The following is a 16,461-nucleotide window of genomic DNA, read 5'->3' on the forward strand; positions in this document are numbered from 1 at the left end:
CGAGGCCAAACCTTCGAAACCATCCCCACGTCATCCCGCCACGGATGTTGAGTGTTATCAGGGATCAAGGCCCCTGCGGCCTGTGAGGGTTGTCCACTAGCGCGGGACTGGCGGCTCTTTACGACCGGGAGCTTGGGCACCTCATGATCTGGCCTCCTGGACACTTCCAAAGAAGTGGGCGGGTGGAGGCTGCGCCGGTTGACGAGACCGGCACCGCGAGATCCTGAGTCACGTGAAGGCAGTAATGCGATGACCGGGGCATGCCTGACTGTCAGTCAGGTGCAGTCCATTCCTTGGGCTGCGGCACCATCATCTGCATCGCTGTTGCTGGTGACTTCGGTGTTTGTCCCGCCGATTGTCACGAGGGGAAATGCCGCAAAGCCTTGTACGAGTTGGGCTGCAGCAGCGGTAGGAGCGCCCGTCTCTTTCCGGGAGAAAGAGACGGGCGCAGGTTGGCGCACGGGAATGGCCAAGGGGATAGGTTGCTGCAGGGCAGTTATGAAAGGGGATGAGTTGCCGCAGTGGGCACACTGGAAAAAGTAGGCATCCATCACATCGCTGTGACCGTGCGAGCCGCCGGACGCTAATCGCACTTTGGAGAACCACACGGTGTGGGGGGAGTCTTGAAGGTTCTGGCTACCTGGGTTGCTGCCAAAGCCGCATCTCTGGGGGCGTTTTCCTCACCCACGCTAAGCTTCAACAGTAACCCGTTATAGTTTTCGGCTGATCAGCGATTCAGAACCTTACTGATGTCCACCAGCTTTTTTCCATTACTTTTAGTCAGGTTGTACATTTCGGTAATCAATGTGTCGATTTCGTCAATCAAGTCCGAGCGCTCTGCCTTGGTGGCGCTATTGCGCAGGGTGTTAAGGCGGTTGGTAATGATCCGTTTCTTACCGAGCAAGCTGAAGTCTTTCACGCTTCCGTAGATTTCCCAGTACTCATAACTTGGATATCTCATTGCGATTTCCGAGATGTTAACGCCGCTTTCCAGCAGTTGATTCATCTCTTTTAGTTCGTGTTGCGCAATGCTCATCAGCGTTTACTCGTCCTTGTGACAGCGAGCGGGACGCTCGCCAAATCGGATAGAGAATAACTAGACGAGCTACAAAAAAGCCATCATTTTGATATCGCGCTCTAAGCGCGGTTCGTTAGCGCTTATGAATGGCTAGTGACCGGAATTGGGGTGGCACGCAGCATTTGGATGCTGGTGTGAGCGAAATTATGAAAATAGGAAAACAAAAAAGGCCCACCTTGCGGTGAGCCTTTTTTGATACTGCGTATGGTGCCGGCACCAGGAGTCGAACCCGGGACCTACTGATTACAAGTCAGTTGCTCTACCAACTGAGCTATACCGGCGTGTTAGGGCGACGATTATAGCGATTGGCAAGCTTCTGTAAACCCCTGAATTCTGACTATTTTTGCAGAAGTGAAGGTTTTTTTGCGATCACCGCTTTTTCGTCGTCTCAAGGGCTGCAAATCAGCTCAATTTCCGTCGCCGCAGTCGGCGGTAAATTTCATGTACTTCAGCACCTGTGTCTGGCCCTTTGAATCCAGATACGTCATCTGCGCATTCACTATGCCGCAGCCTGAGCGGGCGTCTTCGGTGGTTGATATCACACGCTGGATGTCAGGCTTGGCGTCGGCATGGGCGGTGACCGTGAAGGCAAGCAGGCTGGCGACGATGAGGGTTTTCCAGTTGTTCGGGTTCATGGGGGTGGCCTCTGGGGCTTCAATGATGGGTGAGGCCATTGAATGCCTGTGAGGTATCTGGGCTGTGTCGCGGGGCTTGGGTTTTGTTTCGTTGTGTATTGCGTGTGGGTGTATGTACTCGCTGATACGAAGATGCCTCTCGGTCGAGGGTAATGCGGCGGGGCTGATCAAAAAATGCGCAGGAATGGGTTAGTGCATTGTTTTCAAAGTAGATATCTGCGGGCAGGTGTTAGGCCATAAAATTGGCGACATGCCACTCATCTGAAAGCATTTCGTTACAAACACCAAAATACTGACACCATCATTGTGATATCACACAATGCGGCCCTCATTTAATCAGGGTTCAAAAGGGAGGAGCAGTCTGTGGGGCGTGCAGATCACATTTCAAAACTATACGCCGCGCTAGGTGCGCACTCTTTGAGTGAGCCGCGGGTGGCTGAGCCCTTGCAGCGTTTATTGGATCAGCTGAACCAAGAGGCTACGCAACCTGTTCACCCGCCCGAGGTGGTAGAAGGCCCGCGTGGCGTGGTGTATTCGCATGCATCGGCGCCCAAGGTTGTGGTGGTGGTTTCTGCCACGGGTGGGGTGGGGCGCAGCACGTTGGCGGCAGCCATTGCCAGTGGTTTGCAGCGTCAGGGGCATCCGGCGCTGGCGTTGGACCTGGACCCGCAAAACGCGCTGCGTTATCACTTGTGCCCGGGGGTTGATCTGCCCGGCTTGGGCGCCACCAGCCTGCTCAACCAAACCTGGCAAGCCTTGCCCAAACGGGGTTTCGCCGGGTGCCGGGTTGTCGCTTTTGGCGAGACCGACCCAGTGCAGCAACAGAGCCTGAACCGCTGGCTGGGTCAGGACCTCGAATTTCTCAGCAAGCGTCTGGCCGGGCTCGGGCTGAATGGGCAAGACACGGTGGTTATCGACGTGCCGGCGGGCAACACGGTTTACCTGAGCCAGGCCATGTCCATGGCGGATATGGTGCTGGTGGTGGTTCAGCCGGATGCGGCTTCGTTTCGGCGCTTGGCGAAGATGGACGAGGTGCTCGCGCCCTACTTTGCCAATGAATCGCCCCCACAACGGTTTTACGTGATCAACCAAGTCGATGGCGGCCACGCTTTCAGCCAGGACATGGCCGCCGTGTTCAAACTGCGCCTGGGTGACGCGGTGTTAGGCAGCGTGCGCCGTGACCCTTCGTTCAGTGAGGCGCAGGCTTATGGCAGCGACCCACTCGACCCTGCGCTCGACAGCGTTGGCAGCCAGGACGTGAACGCGTTGTGCCGTGCCCTTAGGGTGCTCCTGCGTCAAACCACGAATGGCCATTAATTTGACTATTTACCGCTTGTCTAAAAAGCATCCAGTAAAAACATCAAAATAATGACACTTTGCCGCACCTGTCACAGAATGCGTCACTGAGACGCCCACAATAAGACCTGCGGTAAGCGCCTGCTTGCCGACCTTCACGTCTTTACGCTGCGTCGTGAGGAGCTGGCTATGAGCCTGAGCGAAGAACTTCTGGCGTTGTTCGGCAAGAACGTCACCCATGATGCCCACGGCATTAACGCGCGCATGCACTTTTTTGGCAGCGTGCCTGCTAACGAAAACACCCAATCCCAACCGGCCGATGTCGCCGCGCTGCGCCCCAAAGTGGTGGCGTTGGTGTCGATGAATGGCGGTGTCGGCCGCAGCACCTTGGCCACGGCCTTGAGCAGCGGCTTGCAGCGCCATGGCGAATCGGTGGTGGCGCTGGACCTGGACCCGCAAAATGCATTGCACCACCACTTCGGCGTCAGTGCCGCGTTGCCCGGTATCGGCCGCACCAGCCTGGAGCATGGGCAGTGGAGCCCATTGCAGCAGCTCGGCTTCGCCGGTTGCCAGGTTATTACCTTTGGCGATATCGACATTCAGCAGCAGGAAAACCTCGAGCGCTGGCTTAAGCACGAGCCCACCTGGCTGGCGCAACGCCTCGCATCTTTGGGGCTGAGCGAGCGGCAGACGGTGATCATCGATACCCCCGCCGGTAACAACGTCTATTTCCATCAAGCGCTCAACGTCGCCGATGTGGTGTTGGTGATTGTACAAGCCGATGCCGCGTGCCTTGGCACCTTGGACCATCTGGATATGCTGCTCGCCCCACACCTTGAAGGCCACAACCCACCGGCCGTGCAGGTGGTCGTCAACCAGGTGGATGAGAGCAACCCCTTCAGCCTGGACATGGTGGATGCCTTCAAACAGCGCCTCGGCACAGCCCCGCTTGAGGTGCACCGCGATATGGCGATCAACGAGGCGTTGGCGTTTGCCGTCGACCCGTTGGACAACGTGGAAAAACGCTTGGCGAGTGACGATATCAACGAGATTTGCCGGGTGCTGAAGGCGCCGAAAAGAACCGCCTAAAGCGCGGTTTATACGATTAACGCCAGATGCTTATGCACAATCGGTTGGTTGCGCCTGTCACGAAACGGCCATTTTGTGGAGCCGTTCTCAACACGCTGCAACTGCCTGTTTTGTGTGCATTTTATTTTGTGAACAAAAAATGACCAGTGTGCCTTTTGCCCTCTAGCGCTGATAACTACAGCTTCTGTAAAGATTTCATCAACAGAGTTATCCACAGGGCGCGTGTAGGAAAGTTCGCCCTCTAATCGCGCTCGGCCAGCACCAGCAAATTGCGCGGGGTCAGCGCCGGTTCGCAGAAGCTGCCTATCTCGACCTTGTAGCCCTGTTCCACCAAAAAAAGTGCCCGATCCAACACCAGCCATATTTCCAGTGGGCGCCTGAACAAACCGCGTACCAACTCCAGGTTTCGCACTTCGGCCAGGCGCCGCCAGCCGTTTGCCTCCAGCGCCACCCAATCCTGCTCACCTGTGGATAAACCTTTGAGGTTTGCAAGCTCCTGGCAGTAGTCGGCGAAGGCTTTGCCCAGCCAACTGGCGGGCAGGGAAGGCGTGGGCAAGTACTCGTCGAGACCGCGCAATTGTCGCTGCAATTGATCGAAGCCCAATCGCCGGGCCATGGACGTGTCGCGTTGTTGGCGAACACGGTTGCCGGCGGTGACGGTTTCGCTCAGCGGCAGGCCCAGGTCATCAATCGACAGCTTAAGTGGCGACGCGCGCCCAGCGCTAGACAAGGCTTGATAGCGGTCGGCGCTGATGCGGTTGTAACAACAGGGCGCCAGCGCCAGTTGTTTGCAGCCGGCCGCGCTGGCCAGTTGCAGCAGACGTACGTGCAGGTCGCCGCAGGCGTGCAGCGCGACGGGTGTATGGTCCGGGCTGATTGCCACATCCGCCATCACGTCTTGCAGGCGATGGCTGGCGGGTAAGTTGTGGTGGTCACTCAAGGCCTGGCCGGAGGCGATCAGCGCCGGGTCGTGTTCCAGGCAGGTCAGATGCTGGTCGGGTTGCAACAGGCGGCGACCGAGATGGCCTTTGCCGGCGCACCAATCCAGCCAATGCGTGGGCGTCTGCGCAAAATGCAGCGCGGCGCCGAAGGCTTCGATCTGTTGCCACTTGCGGCCCGGCACGTCGACGTTCAGCCGATGGCGAGCGGGTTCCAGCGCCTGTGTCGGTAACTTATCCACAGCACTGAGCCGCAGCGCCTGTTCGGCCAGCTGTGGAAAAGGCGCAGGCGCCGGCAGGTCATGGGGGCGGTTGTGAGTGTTTTCGGCATCGGCCAGCGAACGCTGGCGCAGCCAATGGGCCAGCTCAGGATGCTCGGTTTCCCAAGGTAAATGCAGATGGGTAAAGGGCCGTGGTCGCCACAGCCCTTGGTGCTCGATTAAAAACGCATCCAGCGCCGCAAAGCGTGCTTCAACGACCTTGGCAAGCATCGACGCGCAGCCAGCGTTCGAGCAGTTTGAAGCCGCGTACCAAGACGTAGGCCATCAGCAGATAGAACAGCCCGGCGGCGAAGAAGATCTCCACCGGCAGGTAAGTGCGCGCGATGATGGTCCGCGCCATGCCGGTCAGTTCCAGCAAGGTCACGGTACTGGCCAAGGCACTGGCCTTGAGCATCAGGATCACTTCGTTGCTGTACGCCGGCAGGCCGATGCGCGAGGCGCGCGGCAGGATGATGTAGAACAGCGTCTTGGGCTTGGACATGCCCAGGGCGCGCGCCGCTTCGATTTCACCCGGCGGGATGGCCTGGATCGCGCCGCGCAGGATCTCGGCGATGTAGGCGGCGGTGTGCAGGGTCATGGTGGCAGTGGCACACCAGAACGGGTCGCGCAGGTACGGCCACATGAAGCTCTCGCGCACGGCATCGAACTGCGCCATGCCGTAATAGACCAGAAACAATTGCACCAGCAGTGGCGTGCCACGGAAGAAGAAAATGTAGGCGTAGGGCAGGGCGCTCACGTACCAGCGGCGTGAGGAGCGGGCGATGCCCAGCGGAATCGCCAGCAGCAGGCCTGCAATTACGGCGATGGCCACCAGTTCCAGGGTCAGGGTCGCGCCCTGGGCCAATTTGGGCAGCCACTTGATGATCACGGCCCAGTTCAGGCCCAGGTCGAAGTGCGACAGCCAGCTGTAGTCACCGCTCATTGGGTGCTCCTTGCAAAGCCGCGGGCGGCGCGTTTTTCCAGGAAGTACATGCCGGTCATGGCCAGCACGGTCAGGCCCAGGTACATGAATGCGGCGACCATAAAGAAGGTGAACGGCTGCTTGGTTACGGTCACGCCGATCTGCGCGTGGCGCATGATTTCTTCGAGGCCGATCACCGACACCAGCGCGGTGTCTTTCATCAGGATCATGAACAGGTTGCCCAGGCCCGGCAGGGCGATGCGCCACATCTGCGGCATGATCAACCGGGTGAAAATCCGAAACTTCGACAGGCCCAGCGCCACACCGGCTTCGCGGTGGCCTTTGGGAATGGCGAGGATCGCGCCACGAAACACTTCGGTGGCGTAGGCGCCAAAGCACAGGCCCAGGGCAATTACCCCGGCAGCAAAGGCACTTAGAGAAAGGTTGGGGTTACCGAAAAACTCGCCCAGGGCACGCATCAAATTGACCGTGCCGAAATAAATCAGCAGCACCCACAACAGCTCGGGAATCCCACGAACAATGGTCGAGTACGCGCCGCCAAGCCATTGCAGCGGCTTGTACGGGGAGGTCTTGCCGAGGGCGCCGGCAAGGCCCAGCACCAGCCCCAGGCACAGGGCCGTGAGCGCCAGTTTGACGGTCATCAGCGCGCCGGCGGCGAGCGCCGGGCCGAATCCGTAGAGATCGAAATTCATGGTGTTTTCATATCGCGGCAGGCATTGCTGAAAGCCGGCGCGCCCTGTTGAGCGCGCCGGGCAGACCGTTCAGATCATTCGATGCTGAACGGGAAGTACTTGTCGTTGATCTTCTTGTAGGTGCCGTCTGCCTTGATCTCTGCCAGGGCTTTGTTCAGGCGTTCGCGCAGCGGGTCGCCTTTGCGTACGGCGATACCGATCTTGTCGCTTTCTACAACCGGGGCGCCTTTGAATTCGTAAGGCTTGCCCGCATCGCTCTTGAGCCATTCGTACTGCACGTACTTGTCGGCGAGGATGCCGTCGAGGCGGCCGGACGTCAGGTCGAGATAGGCGTTTTCCTGGGTGTCGTAAAGGCTGGCCTTGGTGTCCGGCAGCTTGTCTTCCAGGTAGGTGCCGGCCAATGTGGCGCGCTGTGCACCGATGGCCTTGCCCTTCAGGTAGGCCGCGTCGGTCTTGAAGTCGGCAGTGGCTTTAGGGGCGATGAATTGCAGCTTGTTGGAGTAGTACGGGTCGGTAAAGTCGACGGCCTGCTTGCGTTCATCGGTGATCGACAGCGAGGAGATCAGGAAGTCGAACTTCTTGGCGTTCAGGGCCGGGATGATGCCGTCCCAGTCGGACACGTACACGTCGCACTTCTCGACTTTCATCTTGGCGCACAGGGCGTCGCCGATGTCTTTGTCGAAGCCGACGACGTTGCCGCTGGCGTCTTTATTGTTGAAGGGCGGGTAGGCCGCTTCGATCCCCATGGTCAAGGTTTCTGCCATGGCCGTGGCGCTGAAGGCCATCGAAACGGCCGCGGCCAGAAGGAATTTTTTATAGTTCTGCATGCATGTTGCTCCGTTAGCGGTTGCTGGACATGAATTGTTTGCAGCGCGCCGAAAGCGGGTTTTCAAACACCTGCTGTGGCGATCCTTGCTCTTCGATCAGGCCTTGGTGCAGGAACACCACTTCACTGGAGACCTGACGGGCGAAGCCCATTTCATGGGTGACCAGCAGCATGGTGCGGCCCTCTTCGGCCAGTGCGCGGATCACATTAAGTACTTCCTGGACCATTTCCGGGTCAAGCGCCGATGTCGGCTCGTCGAACAGGATGACCTTGGGTTGCATCGCCAGGGTGCGCGCAATGGCCGCCCGTTGTTGCTGGCCGCCAGACAATTGCGCCGGGTAAGCGTGGCGCTTGTCGCCGATGCCGACCTTGGCCAGCAGGGCTTCGGCCACTTCTATAGCTTCGGCCTTGCTCTGGCCGAGCACGCGGCGGGGCGCCTCGATGATGTTGTCGAGGATGCTCATGTGCGGCCACAGGTTAAAGTTTTGAAACACAAAACCGATTTCGCTGCGCAGGCGGTTGATCTGTTTGCCGTCGGCCGCCATCAACTCGCCGTTTTTCGCAGCCTTGAGCTTGAGCTCTTCGCCAGCCACCAGAATCTGGCCCTGATGCGGGTTTTCCAGCAGGTTGATACAACGCAAAAAGGTGGACTTGCCGGAGCCGGAGGAACCCAGGATCGAGATCACGTCGCCGTCGCGAGCGGTCAGCGAGATACCTTTAAGCACCTCCAGCTCACCATAGCGTTTATGCAAGTTGCGGATTTCAAGCGCGGGCGCGGCCTCGGCCATGTGCGGTCCTCATTGTGTTCAGTGCGTTCTTGCTGTTGGGCCGCCTTCCTGGCGAGGCGCCAAGCTAGCATAGCGTTCAGATGGCAGCCAACAGCGCTACGGACGGTTAACGGGTGGTGTGCGGCAGGGTGTCGCATCAGCGCAGCAGCGTGTCGCGCCATCAACAACCTAACAGACGTTTGAACCCGATAAATCCACAGGCTTCGCGTAAAAAAGGGCGCGATGGTGCCAGCTTTGGCCGGGTGTTGGAAGGGTTAACCGGGCAAACGGTTCGTATCAGCCCTTTTATGGAGCGTCACGTACTTTTTGTGTGTGTTTTTGGTGCGTGTCTACGTCTTTAAAGTGAGTCGCACGGTAACGCTATAGCGGAATGCCATTGTTCTCAACGACTTGCGACGGCTGATCAATTGTCCTACAGCCCGCGTCAATTGCGGATCTGTAACATTTTGGCGCAAATCTTGCGTAAAAAATAAAGAACGCCCCGTTGGTTTCTTTTCACGAGAAAGACCGCAGGCCGGGTGGACCGTTTTCGCAATTCCTCGTAAAGGTGTGTCAATGAGTAGTACGCAAAGCTCCAATGACCTCGAACAGGGGCTCAAACCACGTCACGTCACTATGCTGTCGATTGCCGGTGTCATCGGTGCCGGTTTGTTTGTGGGCTCCGGCCACGCGATTGCCGCCGCCGGCCCTGCAGTGCTGCTGGCTTACGCCGCTGCGGGTACGTTGGTGGTGTTGGTGATGCGCATGCTTGCCGAGATGGCTGTAGCGTCGCCCGACACCGGTTCGTTCTCTACCTATGCCGACCGCGCGATCGGCCACTGGGCCGGTTTTACCATCGGCTGGTTGTACTGGTGGTTCTGGGTGCTGGTGATTCCGTTGGAAGCCAACGCCGCTGCGACCATCCTCCACGCCTGGTTCCCCGATGTGGCCATCTGGGCGTTCACCTTGATCATCACGTTATTGCTCACGGCCACCAACCTGTTCAGCGTGAAGAACTACGGTGAATTCGAATTCTGGTTTGCGCTGATCAAAGTCGTAGCGATTGTGGCCTTTGTGATCCTCGGCCTGGCCGCCATCTTCGGCTTCCTGCCGACCAGCCAGGTCAGCGGCGTTTCGCACCTGTTCGACACCCAAGGCTTCATGCCCAACGGCATGGGCGCGGTGCTGGCGGCGATCCTGACCACCATGTTCTCCTTCATGGGCACTGAAATCGTCACCATCGCTGCCGCTGAATCGAAGAACCCGGGCCAGCAAATCACCAAGGCCACCAACTCAGTGATCTGGCGGATTGGTTTGTTCTACCTGCTGTCGATCTTCATCGTCGTGTCCCTGGTGCCATGGAACGATCCGACCCTGGCTGCGGTAGGTTCCTACCAGACCGTGTTGGAACGCATGGGCATCCCGAATGCCAAGCTGATCGTTGACCTGGTGGTTCTGGTTGCCGTAACCAGCTGCTTGAACTCGGCGTTGTACACCGCCTCACGCATGCTGTTCTCGCTGGGCCGTCGCGGTGACGCACCGGGCATGGCCAAGCGCACCAACAAGAGCGGCACGCCTTATTGCGCCGTGCTGTTGTCCACGGGCGCGGCGTTCCTGGCGGTATTCGCCAACTATGTCGCCCCGGCGGCGGTGTTTGAGTTCCTGCTGGCAAGCTCCGGTGCCATCGCGTTGCTGGTCTACCTGGTGATTGCTGTGTCGCAACTGCGCATGCGCCAGAAGCGTACGGCGGCGGGCGAGAAGATTGTCTTCAAGATGTGGCTGTTTCCAGGCCTGACCTATGCGGTGATGGTGTTCATCGTCGGTACGCTGGCCATCATGCTGTTCCAGGAAGCACACCGGGTCGAGATCATCGCGACCGGTATCCTGAGCTTGCTGGTGGTGCTGGCGGGGTTGTTTGTGGCGAGCCGTCGCAAGGCGCAGAAGGTAGGCGCTGCTGTGCTCAACTGATGGTGTGCGGTGCTTGATGCACCGCAATTCAAATGTGGGAGCGGGCTTGCTCGCGAATGCGGTGGATCAGCCAGCACATGTGGCGACTGACCCACCGCATTCGCGAGCAAGCCCGCTCCCACATTTTTGTTATGTGTCAGTCTGCTGAGCTGGCGAGCGCTTGGGAGGCCGCCACATAATCCGCCTGAAACTCCGGCGACTCGATCCACGCCAACGCCGCCGCTTCATCCTCGGAATCCGTCGCCCACTGCCGATACTCAATCAGTGCCGCGACGATAAAGTCAGTGGCTTCTTCTTCGCCTTCCTGCTCCAGCACCAGCGCCAGCAGCGGGTGCGCGAGGAACACCGCACACAGTGCCTGTTGGCTGGTTTCGCCCGCCGCGCGCATCTCCACAAACAGCTCGGTCAAGTCCACCGACTCAAGGTCAATGCGGCTGTCATCGCCGGCAAACGCGTCCGGCTTGGTTGCAACGCTGCGCTGGGTACGGTTTTGCTTGGCCTTGGCTTTTGCCCGGTGGGCGCGTTTTTGCTGCTTGTTCGGCGAGGCCATGGGCTCACGTCCTTTGTTCAGGATCTGGGTGGGCTATTGAAGCGCAGGTTTGGGGAAATCCCAAGGGTTTCTAAGCGCGCTGGCCGGGTGTGCCTTGCGTCAACTCGCCCTGTTGCAGCCACGCCAGTGCAATGGGCCACAACCGATCCTGATATTCACTGCGGAAAAAAGCGAAATGCCCGACGGTTTTTTCGCCGATATCCTCGGGGGCGATACGCAGATGAGTGCGCTCGCTGCCTTCGAAATAGCTCAGCAACCGCTCAATGGCCGCCACCGTGCCAAACGGGTCGTCGGTGATGCTGATGGCCAGCAGTTGCGCCTTCACACGGGCAAATGGCAGCTCATTCAAGGCGCGGCCACTGGGGCGGGTCTCATACCTGGGCGTCGGCGTGCCCCAGTCGCGCACCACACCGGCCGGTGTGTCTTCCAGCCAGCCCAGGCGCTTGCCGGGGAAGTAACCGCACAGCGCGGTCACCAACGGCATCACCACATGCCATTTACCAAACATCCGCCAGCGCCCGCTCGCCTCGTAATCGCGCCAGTACGCGAACTGTGCGCCGACCGTGACGATTCGCCGAATCACCGCGCCCGACGCCCCAAGCCCCGCCGCACAACCGCCAAAGCTGTGGCCGACCACATCAATCGGCTGCCCCGCAAACTCGCGTTGCGCACGCTGCAACATCGCCTCGAAATCCAGCACGCCCCAATCCGACCATGACGCCTTGAAGCCGCGTAGCGAGCCACTGCGCGATTCGCCTATGCCGCGGTAATCGAAGGTGATTACGTCGAAGCCGTTGGCAAACAGGTAATCGGCGAAGCGCGAGTAGTGGCGGCAGCGTACGGAGGTGGCGGCGTTGATGATGACGACGGGGCGTGTCGGGTCGGTTCTGATATGACGCCAGGTGAAGCCGCCAATAGCGTAGCCATCCGCAGCAGGCTCGCGGAATGCTTCTGGGGCGGGGCGGGTGGGCAGGTTCATAGGTCGGCTTGATCCTTGCGCTTTTGTTGTGGGCTGTAGGCCGCGCGCTTTTATAAGAAATTGAAATTAACAAATTTAGCGCGGCGTGGGCGCAAGAAATATCGTGACGCTCGACCTTAGCTCCCTGGGTGCTTAGGCTTGCGATCTGTTGATCAGCCAGAGTCGGCCCATGACCCGCGACACCCTCGAGCACCACCAAATCCCCATCTACTTCGTCGCCGTCCTCTTGGCGGGCGCATTTGGTGTGCTCGCACCGCTGTCGGCCCACGGCCTCAGCGTACTGGTCACGCCCGCCATCGCGGTGCTGATGTACGCGATGTTCCTGCAAATTCCGTTTCTGGACCTGCGCCAGGGCCTGGGCAATAAGCGCTTTATTTCGGCGTTACTGTTGGCCAATTTCATCCTGGTGCCTTTGCTGGTGTGGGCGTTGACCCGTGGCCTGGTGGAGCGCCCGGCGCTGCTGGTGGGCGCGTTACTGGTGTTGCTCACGCCGTGTATCGACTACGTGGTGGTGTTTACCCATATCGGCAAAGGTGATTCGCGGCTGATGCTGGCGGCGACGCCGGTGCTGTTGTTGCTGCAACTGGTGCTGTTGCCGGTGTATCTGGGGGTCATGCTGGGCGCGCAATCCGCTGTGGTGGTGGCGGTGGGGCCGTTTGTCGAGGCATTCCTGTGGTTGATTGTGCTGCCGATGATCCTGGCGGTGCTGACGACGTCCCTGGCGCGTCGTTCAAGCGTGATTAACGCGTGGAACAACGCCTGGGCCTGGTTGCCGGTGCCGGCGATGGCGCTGGTGCTTTTCGTAGTGATTGGCTCGCAGATCACCTCGGTGGTGCGCGATATCGGTGTGTTGTGGCCGGTGATTCCGGTGTACCTGGGCTTCCTGATGCTCGCGCCGTTGATGGGGATGCTGGCCGCGCGGTTGTTTGCGTTGCCGGCTGTGACGGCGCGGGCGGTGACGTTCAGTGCGTCGACCCGCAACTCGTTGGTGGTGCTGCCGCTCGCGCTCGCCTTGCCTGAGGACGTGCGTGGGCTGGCGGTCACGGCGGTGATTCTGCAAACCCTGCTTGAGCTGATCGGCGAGCTAGTCTATATCCGGCTGATTCCGGCACTGGTGTGGCGCGCCGGTCGGTAAAACCCTAAATATTCGGGTTTGTTCAGGCGCTATTCAGGGGTTGAGTCGGCACCATGGAGCCGGCGCAGCCTACCTGAAAGGACATTCGATGGATCACCGCAGCCGTTTTCGCCTGGAGTCTCTGGGCATTTTCCTGATTGCTTTGCTGCTGTTCACCTGGGGCATCTGGGACGAGCAACCCCAAGGGTTTGACGGGCGTTGGGCGCTGTTCATGCAGGAAATGTTTCGCCATGGCGCGAGCCTTTTCCCTACCACCTACGGTCAGCCATACCCTGACTACCCCGGCACTGCGACCTTCTTCAGCTTTGTCTTCGCCACGTTGTTTGGTGCGCCGAACCACTTGGCCAATGTGCTGCCGACAGCGCTTGCGTCGGCGGGCATGATCGCCCTGATCTATCGCCTGCTGGCGCCGTCCAGCCGGCCTTGGGCGTTGCTGACGGTGCTGCTCACGCTGCTTACCACTCAACTGCTCGATAAGTCGCGTTCGGTATGCCTGGACCTGATGATCGCGCTGTTATGCGTGGGCAGTTTTTACTTGCTGCACAGCGGCGAGCGCCTGGGTTCGCGGGTGAGGCAGCTTGCCGTATTCCCGCTGTTTGTCCTGGCATTCGCGATTCGCGGGCCGCTGGGGCTTATCGAAGTTTGTGGCGTGGTCTGCGTGTATTGGGCGCTGGGCCGGCCTGGGGAGCGAGTCAAACAGGTGCTCATTCACGGCGTCGCAGGGCTGGTGTTGCTGGTGGCGTGCTGGTGGGTGTTGATGAAGCTGGCGCGGGTCAGTGGCGGCGATGCCTTTGCCGATGAAGTGTTCAGGATGCAGGTCAGCGGGCGGCTTGATGAGAGTGGCGAGCCGTTCTACTTCTACTTCAAGCTCAGTTTGTACCGCTACTTCCCGGTAGTGCCGTTGGCGCTGGCGGCCTTGATTGCGCTGCGCCACCGCTGGTCTGAGCGGTGGGTCAATGACGACGTACAACTGGTGGTGCGGCTGGGCGCCTGTGGCTTGATGATTTTGCTCGGGTTGTCGGTGCCGCACTTCAAGCGCGCGTATTACATTTTGCCGATGGTGCCGATGTTTGCCGCTGTCGCGGCCTATGGGCTGCTCCAGGCGCAAAACTGGCTTGCGGGCGTGCGCCGCTGCTATGAATGGCTTGTCGCAGCGTTGCCGGCGTTGTGCGTGGTGGTGCTGTTTGTGTGCCGGCATACCTGGCACAAGCACGGTTACTGGCCTGAGGTTTCGTTGCCGCTGTTGATTGGCGGGCTGTTGATTCTGCAAGCGGCGGCGTTGATTGCCTGGCGTCGCCCATTGCGGTTGGTGTGGCTCAGCGCGATTGCATTGGTGGCGCAATGGGTGTTGTTGGTGACAGTGATAGACCCGGCCAAGGACCTGCAATTCGATACGCGCAAGTTCGTCAGCCAGGTCGAGGCGCTGCGTGTGTCCGAGCCAGGCCCTTTAGTGTTCGTTAATCTGGGGCGCGACACCTGGGCAATACGCTACATGATGAACCTGAGCCACGATGAGCAGCCGCTGTTTGTCGCGGGCAATGAGCTTGAAAAGCTGGCCACGTTGCCGCGGCCATCCTGGGTGATCGTGCCGCGCAAGGAGGCGGTGTTGCTCAAGGGGACGTCGATGCAGCAGCAGGCGCCAAACTTCGAAGGGCGATTGAATGACAACCCGCTGATGGTGTTCTTGCTGAAATAGGCAGGCGCCTATTTACATTGGTAGCCCTCGGGCATCGTGACGGTGTAGTTGCGGTGCACGCGGGCCTGGAAGTTCAGGTTCTGCAGGCCCTGCTCCACCAGAAAAGCCTCGATCTTGGCGGGCTGGCAGTCTTCGTTGTAGGACATCACCCGAAGCAGATACACCGCACGCCTGCTTGCTTCGTCACGCGCAGTGGCGGTGAAGGTGGTGAGCGTGGTGTAGCCGGTTCGCTCCGACGTGCCCACTGGGCCGTAGGTGGTGTTTGGCTTGCTGGTGCAGGTCAGTTGGTCTTCTTTTTTCTTGTTCTTCTTGCACTGGGTGGTGGTGCTGGTTGGCACCTGGCCGTACTCGGTGGCGGTATAGCGGTAAGTGACCTGCCGGCTATCGACATCGAGGAGGACGGTCATTTTGATCGGTGCATGATTCTTGGGCAGGGTGGTGTCGGTATACACCTCGCGAAAGCCCTGGTCCTTCATGGCACTGACCATGTCTCGCAGGTAGTAGCGGGCATTCAGCGTGCTTTGCGCACTGCCGCCTACGGACGTCGTCACGAGTACCGTGGCTTTTCGATCAAAGGGGTAGTCCGGATCAGGTGTTGCGTCGATCGAGACATCCATTTGCGTGGCGCAGCCACTGAGCAGCGCGGTCAGCAGTAACAGCGCGCAGAACAAGTACCGAGTCATCAAATAACTACCTTGCAGCAAAAAATTTAGTACCCGCTAAACGATTGAGCCGTGCGATAAATAAGCTCAGCCATTAAATCGCAGGCAATAAAAAAACCCAAGGAATGATCTTCGCTTGAGGTTTTTCGGTATTAGTGGTGCCAGAGACGGAATCGAATAGTTGGCTACAGCTCACGGTTTTAAAGGATTTGTTTTTGGTCGATATTTAAATCTACTCACAAATCTACTAGATGACGTGGCGTCCCGCATGCTCTTCGCGCTTCTCGACACCGGTATAGCCTGCATCGGCGCAGACCACGTTCTCAGCACCGTGTAGCAGTTTGTCGACTTGGGTTATGTCCGCGACTTTGGCCGCAGTGACCACCACGCTGTGCACCAGCCCTGACTCATCGTCGACACCAATGTGAGCTTTGGCACCGAAGTAATACTGGTTACCTTTCTTTGTTTGATGCATCTCAGGGTCGCGTTTGCCGTCCTTGTTCTTGGTCGAACTGGGCGCATGAATCAGCGTGGCATCGACGATGGTGCCTTGTCGCAGCGACAAGCCACGGTCGCCCAGATAGCCATTGATCACGCCGAGAATACCAGCGGCCAACTTGTGCTTTTCCAGCAGGCGACGGAAGTTGAGGATGTACGACCCGATCCATCTCGATCAGGAACAATTCCTTGCGGGTCTGCTTGCGCTTACCCGCGTACTCAGCATCGGCGAAGGTCATTTGCTTCATTGAAAAGCTCGGCGATTGGTGTCCGGGGATTTTGCCAAATCAGGAAGTCTTTTTCAGGATTTCCCTAGTGGGAACGATATTTTAAAGGTGTCGCTATCCATAGTTTGACGTTGTCCCTGGAGCTGGTGGTGGACGGGGTGACTTGTCGCCCTGGATGGCATCAGCGCATCAAGCGCCATGGGCGCGGTAGCTGCATTTCCT

At 58.9% G+C, this 16,461-nt stretch carries 15 protein-coding genes, 1 tRNA gene and 1 pseudogene; 5 read left to right on the plus strand and 12 right to left on the minus strand.

Going from position 1 to position 16,461, the window contains the following annotated elements; translation table 11 throughout:
* Nucleotides 1–727 precede the first annotated feature (727 nt).
* The 3 genes from ACA065_RS01495 to ACA065_RS01505 form a co-directional block, all read right to left on the minus strand.
* On the minus strand, nt 728–1,036 hold the full coding sequence (locus ACA065_RS01495; RefSeq protein ID WP_177038479.1) for a hypothetical protein: 309 nt from the start codon (nt 1,034–1,036) through the stop codon (nt 728–730).
* A gap of 247 nt (nt 1,037–1,283) precedes the next feature.
* Nucleotides 1,284–1,359 (minus strand) — tRNA-Thr (locus ACA065_RS01500).
* A 126-nt stretch (nt 1,360–1,485) separates the two neighbouring features.
* Nucleotides 1,486–1,713 carry a DUF2790 domain-containing protein gene (locus tag ACA065_RS01505; RefSeq protein ID WP_497693024.1) on the minus strand — a complete coding sequence of 76 codons (228 nt, stop codon included), beginning with the start codon at nt 1,711–1,713 and terminating at the stop codon, nt 1,486–1,488.
* Between the two features lie 444 nt (nt 1,714–2,157).
* Between ACA065_RS01505 and bcsQ (ACA065_RS01510) the strand changes: the two genes are divergently transcribed.
* Both bcsQ (ACA065_RS01510) and bcsQ (ACA065_RS01515) read left to right on the plus strand, forming a co-directional pair.
* A complete protein-coding gene (gene bcsQ / locus ACA065_RS01510; protein WP_497693025.1) occupies nt 2,158–3,030 on the plus strand; it encodes a cellulose biosynthesis protein BcsQ in 873 nt (290 codons plus the stop codon).
* A gap of 168 nt (nt 3,031–3,198) precedes the next feature.
* Complete coding sequence (gene bcsQ / locus ACA065_RS01515) at nt 3,199–4,098, plus strand: cellulose biosynthesis protein BcsQ (protein ID WP_497693026.1); 900 nt, start codon at nt 3,199–3,201, stop codon at nt 4,096–4,098.
* A gap of 241 nt (nt 4,099–4,339) precedes the next feature.
* Here bcsQ (ACA065_RS01515) and ACA065_RS01520 read toward each other — a convergent pair whose 3' ends face one another.
* From ACA065_RS01520 to ACA065_RS01540, 5 genes are all read right to left on the minus strand, one after another.
* The gene (locus ACA065_RS01520) at nt 4,340–5,527 is read right to left on the minus strand and encodes a methyltransferase (protein WP_497693027.1); all 1,188 of its coding nucleotides are present in this window, start codon (nt 5,525–5,527) and stop codon (nt 4,340–4,342) included.
* Nucleotides 5,508–6,197, minus strand: coding sequence for an ABC transporter permease (locus tag ACA065_RS01525; protein ID WP_497695281.1), 690 nt, complete (start codon nt 6,195–6,197; stop codon nt 5,508–5,510). The genes ACA065_RS01520 and ACA065_RS01525 overlap by 20 nt, the downstream gene beginning before the upstream one ends.
* 38 nt (nt 6,198–6,235) lie before the next feature.
* Nucleotides 6,236–6,931: an ABC transporter permease gene (locus ACA065_RS01530; protein WP_497693028.1), complete on the minus strand. Its 696-nt coding sequence runs from the start codon at nt 6,929–6,931 to the stop codon at nt 6,236–6,238.
* Between the two features lie 74 nt (nt 6,932–7,005).
* Nucleotides 7,006–7,758, minus strand: coding sequence for an ABC transporter substrate-binding protein (locus ACA065_RS01535; RefSeq protein ID WP_497693029.1), 753 nt, complete (start codon nt 7,756–7,758; stop codon nt 7,006–7,008).
* 13 nt (nt 7,759–7,771) lie between these two features.
* Entirely contained in the window at nt 7,772–8,545 is a 774-nt protein-coding gene (locus ACA065_RS01540; protein ID WP_497693030.1) for an ABC transporter ATP-binding protein, read from the minus strand.
* Nucleotides 8,546–9,100: 555 nt separating this feature from the next.
* On the opposite strand from ACA065_RS01540, the gene gabP reads away from it, so the two are divergent.
* Entirely contained in the window at nt 9,101–10,492 is a 1,392-nt protein-coding gene (gabP, locus tag ACA065_RS01545; protein WP_497693031.1) for a GABA permease, read from the plus strand.
* A 136-nt stretch (nt 10,493–10,628) separates the two neighbouring features.
* Here gabP and ACA065_RS01550 read toward each other — a convergent pair whose 3' ends face one another.
* Both ACA065_RS01550 and ACA065_RS01555 read right to left on the minus strand, forming a co-directional pair.
* Complete coding sequence (locus ACA065_RS01550; RefSeq protein WP_497693032.1) at nt 10,629–11,042, minus strand: hypothetical protein; 414 nt, start codon at nt 11,040–11,042, stop codon at nt 10,629–10,631.
* A 70-nt stretch (nt 11,043–11,112) separates the two neighbouring features.
* A complete protein-coding gene (locus ACA065_RS01555) occupies nt 11,113–12,021 on the minus strand; it encodes an alpha/beta hydrolase family protein (RefSeq protein ID WP_497693033.1) in 909 nt (302 codons plus the stop codon).
* 169 nt (nt 12,022–12,190) lie between these two features.
* Between ACA065_RS01555 and ACA065_RS01560 the strand changes: the two genes are divergently transcribed.
* Together ACA065_RS01560 and ACA065_RS01565 are read left to right on the plus strand one after the other, a co-directional pair.
* Nucleotides 12,191–13,156 (plus strand): arsenic resistance protein, encoded by a 966-nt coding sequence (locus tag ACA065_RS01560; protein WP_497693034.1) that lies wholly within the window; start codon nt 12,191–12,193, stop codon nt 13,154–13,156.
* 88 nt (nt 13,157–13,244) lie between these two features.
* The gene (locus ACA065_RS01565) at nt 13,245–14,852 is read left to right on the plus strand and encodes an ArnT family glycosyltransferase (protein ID WP_497693035.1); all 1,608 of its coding nucleotides are present in this window, start codon (nt 13,245–13,247) and stop codon (nt 14,850–14,852) included.
* Nucleotides 14,853–14,860: 8 nt separating this feature from the next.
* On the opposite strand, the gene ACA065_RS01570 is transcribed toward ACA065_RS01565, so the two are convergent.
* Together ACA065_RS01570 and ACA065_RS01575 are read right to left on the minus strand one after the other, a co-directional pair.
* A complete protein-coding gene (locus tag ACA065_RS01570) occupies nt 14,861–15,535 on the minus strand; it encodes a hypothetical protein (protein ID WP_497693036.1) in 675 nt (224 codons plus the stop codon).
* 229 nt (nt 15,536–15,764) lie between these two features.
* A pseudogene (locus ACA065_RS01575) lies at nt 15,765–16,260 on the minus strand (IS5 family transposase); the annotation flags it as partial.
* Nucleotides 16,261–16,461 lie beyond the last annotated feature (201 nt).

The organism is Pseudomonas sp. LBUM1640 (assembly GCF_059716225.1).

Bases quoted from the DNA above. Each gene is read 5' to 3' on its own strand.
- ACA065_RS01495 (WP_177038479.1), bottom strand. From the start codon at position 1,036: ATGAGCATTGCGCAACACGAACTAAAAGAGATGAATCAACTGCTGGAA.
- ACA065_RS01505 (WP_497693024.1), bottom strand. From the start codon at position 1,713: ATGAACCCGAACAACTGGAAAACCCTCATCGTCGCCAGCCTGCTTGCC.
- bcsQ (WP_497693026.1), top strand. From the start codon at position 3,199: ATGAGCCTGAGCGAAGAACTTCTGGCGTTGTTCGGCAAGAACGTCACC.
- ACA065_RS01520 (WP_497693027.1), bottom strand. From the start codon at position 5,527: ATGCTTGCCAAGGTCGTTGAAGCACGCTTTGCGGCGCTGGATGCGTTT.
- ACA065_RS01530 (WP_497693028.1), bottom strand. From the start codon at position 6,931: ATGAATTTCGATCTCTACGGATTCGGCCCGGCGCTCGCCGCCGGCGCG.
- ACA065_RS01535 (WP_497693029.1), bottom strand. From the start codon at position 7,758: ATGCAGAACTATAAAAAATTCCTTCTGGCCGCGGCCGTTTCGATGGCC.
- ACA065_RS01540 (WP_497693030.1), bottom strand. From the start codon at position 8,545: ATGGCCGAGGCCGCGCCCGCGCTTGAAATCCGCAACTTGCATAAACGC.
- gabP (WP_497693031.1), top strand. From the start codon at position 9,101: ATGAGTAGTACGCAAAGCTCCAATGACCTCGAACAGGGGCTCAAACCA.
- ACA065_RS01550 (WP_497693032.1), bottom strand. From the start codon at position 11,042: ATGGCCTCGCCGAACAAGCAGCAAAAACGCGCCCACCGGGCAAAAGCC.
- ACA065_RS01555 (WP_497693033.1), bottom strand. From the start codon at position 12,021: ATGAACCTGCCCACCCGCCCCGCCCCAGAAGCATTCCGCGAGCCTGCT.
- ACA065_RS01560 (WP_497693034.1), top strand. From the start codon at position 12,191: ATGACCCGCGACACCCTCGAGCACCACCAAATCCCCATCTACTTCGTC.
- ACA065_RS01565 (WP_497693035.1), top strand. From the start codon at position 13,245: ATGGATCACCGCAGCCGTTTTCGCCTGGAGTCTCTGGGCATTTTCCTG.
- ACA065_RS01570 (WP_497693036.1), bottom strand. From the start codon at position 15,535: ATGACTCGGTACTTGTTCTGCGCGCTGTTACTGCTGACCGCGCTGCTC.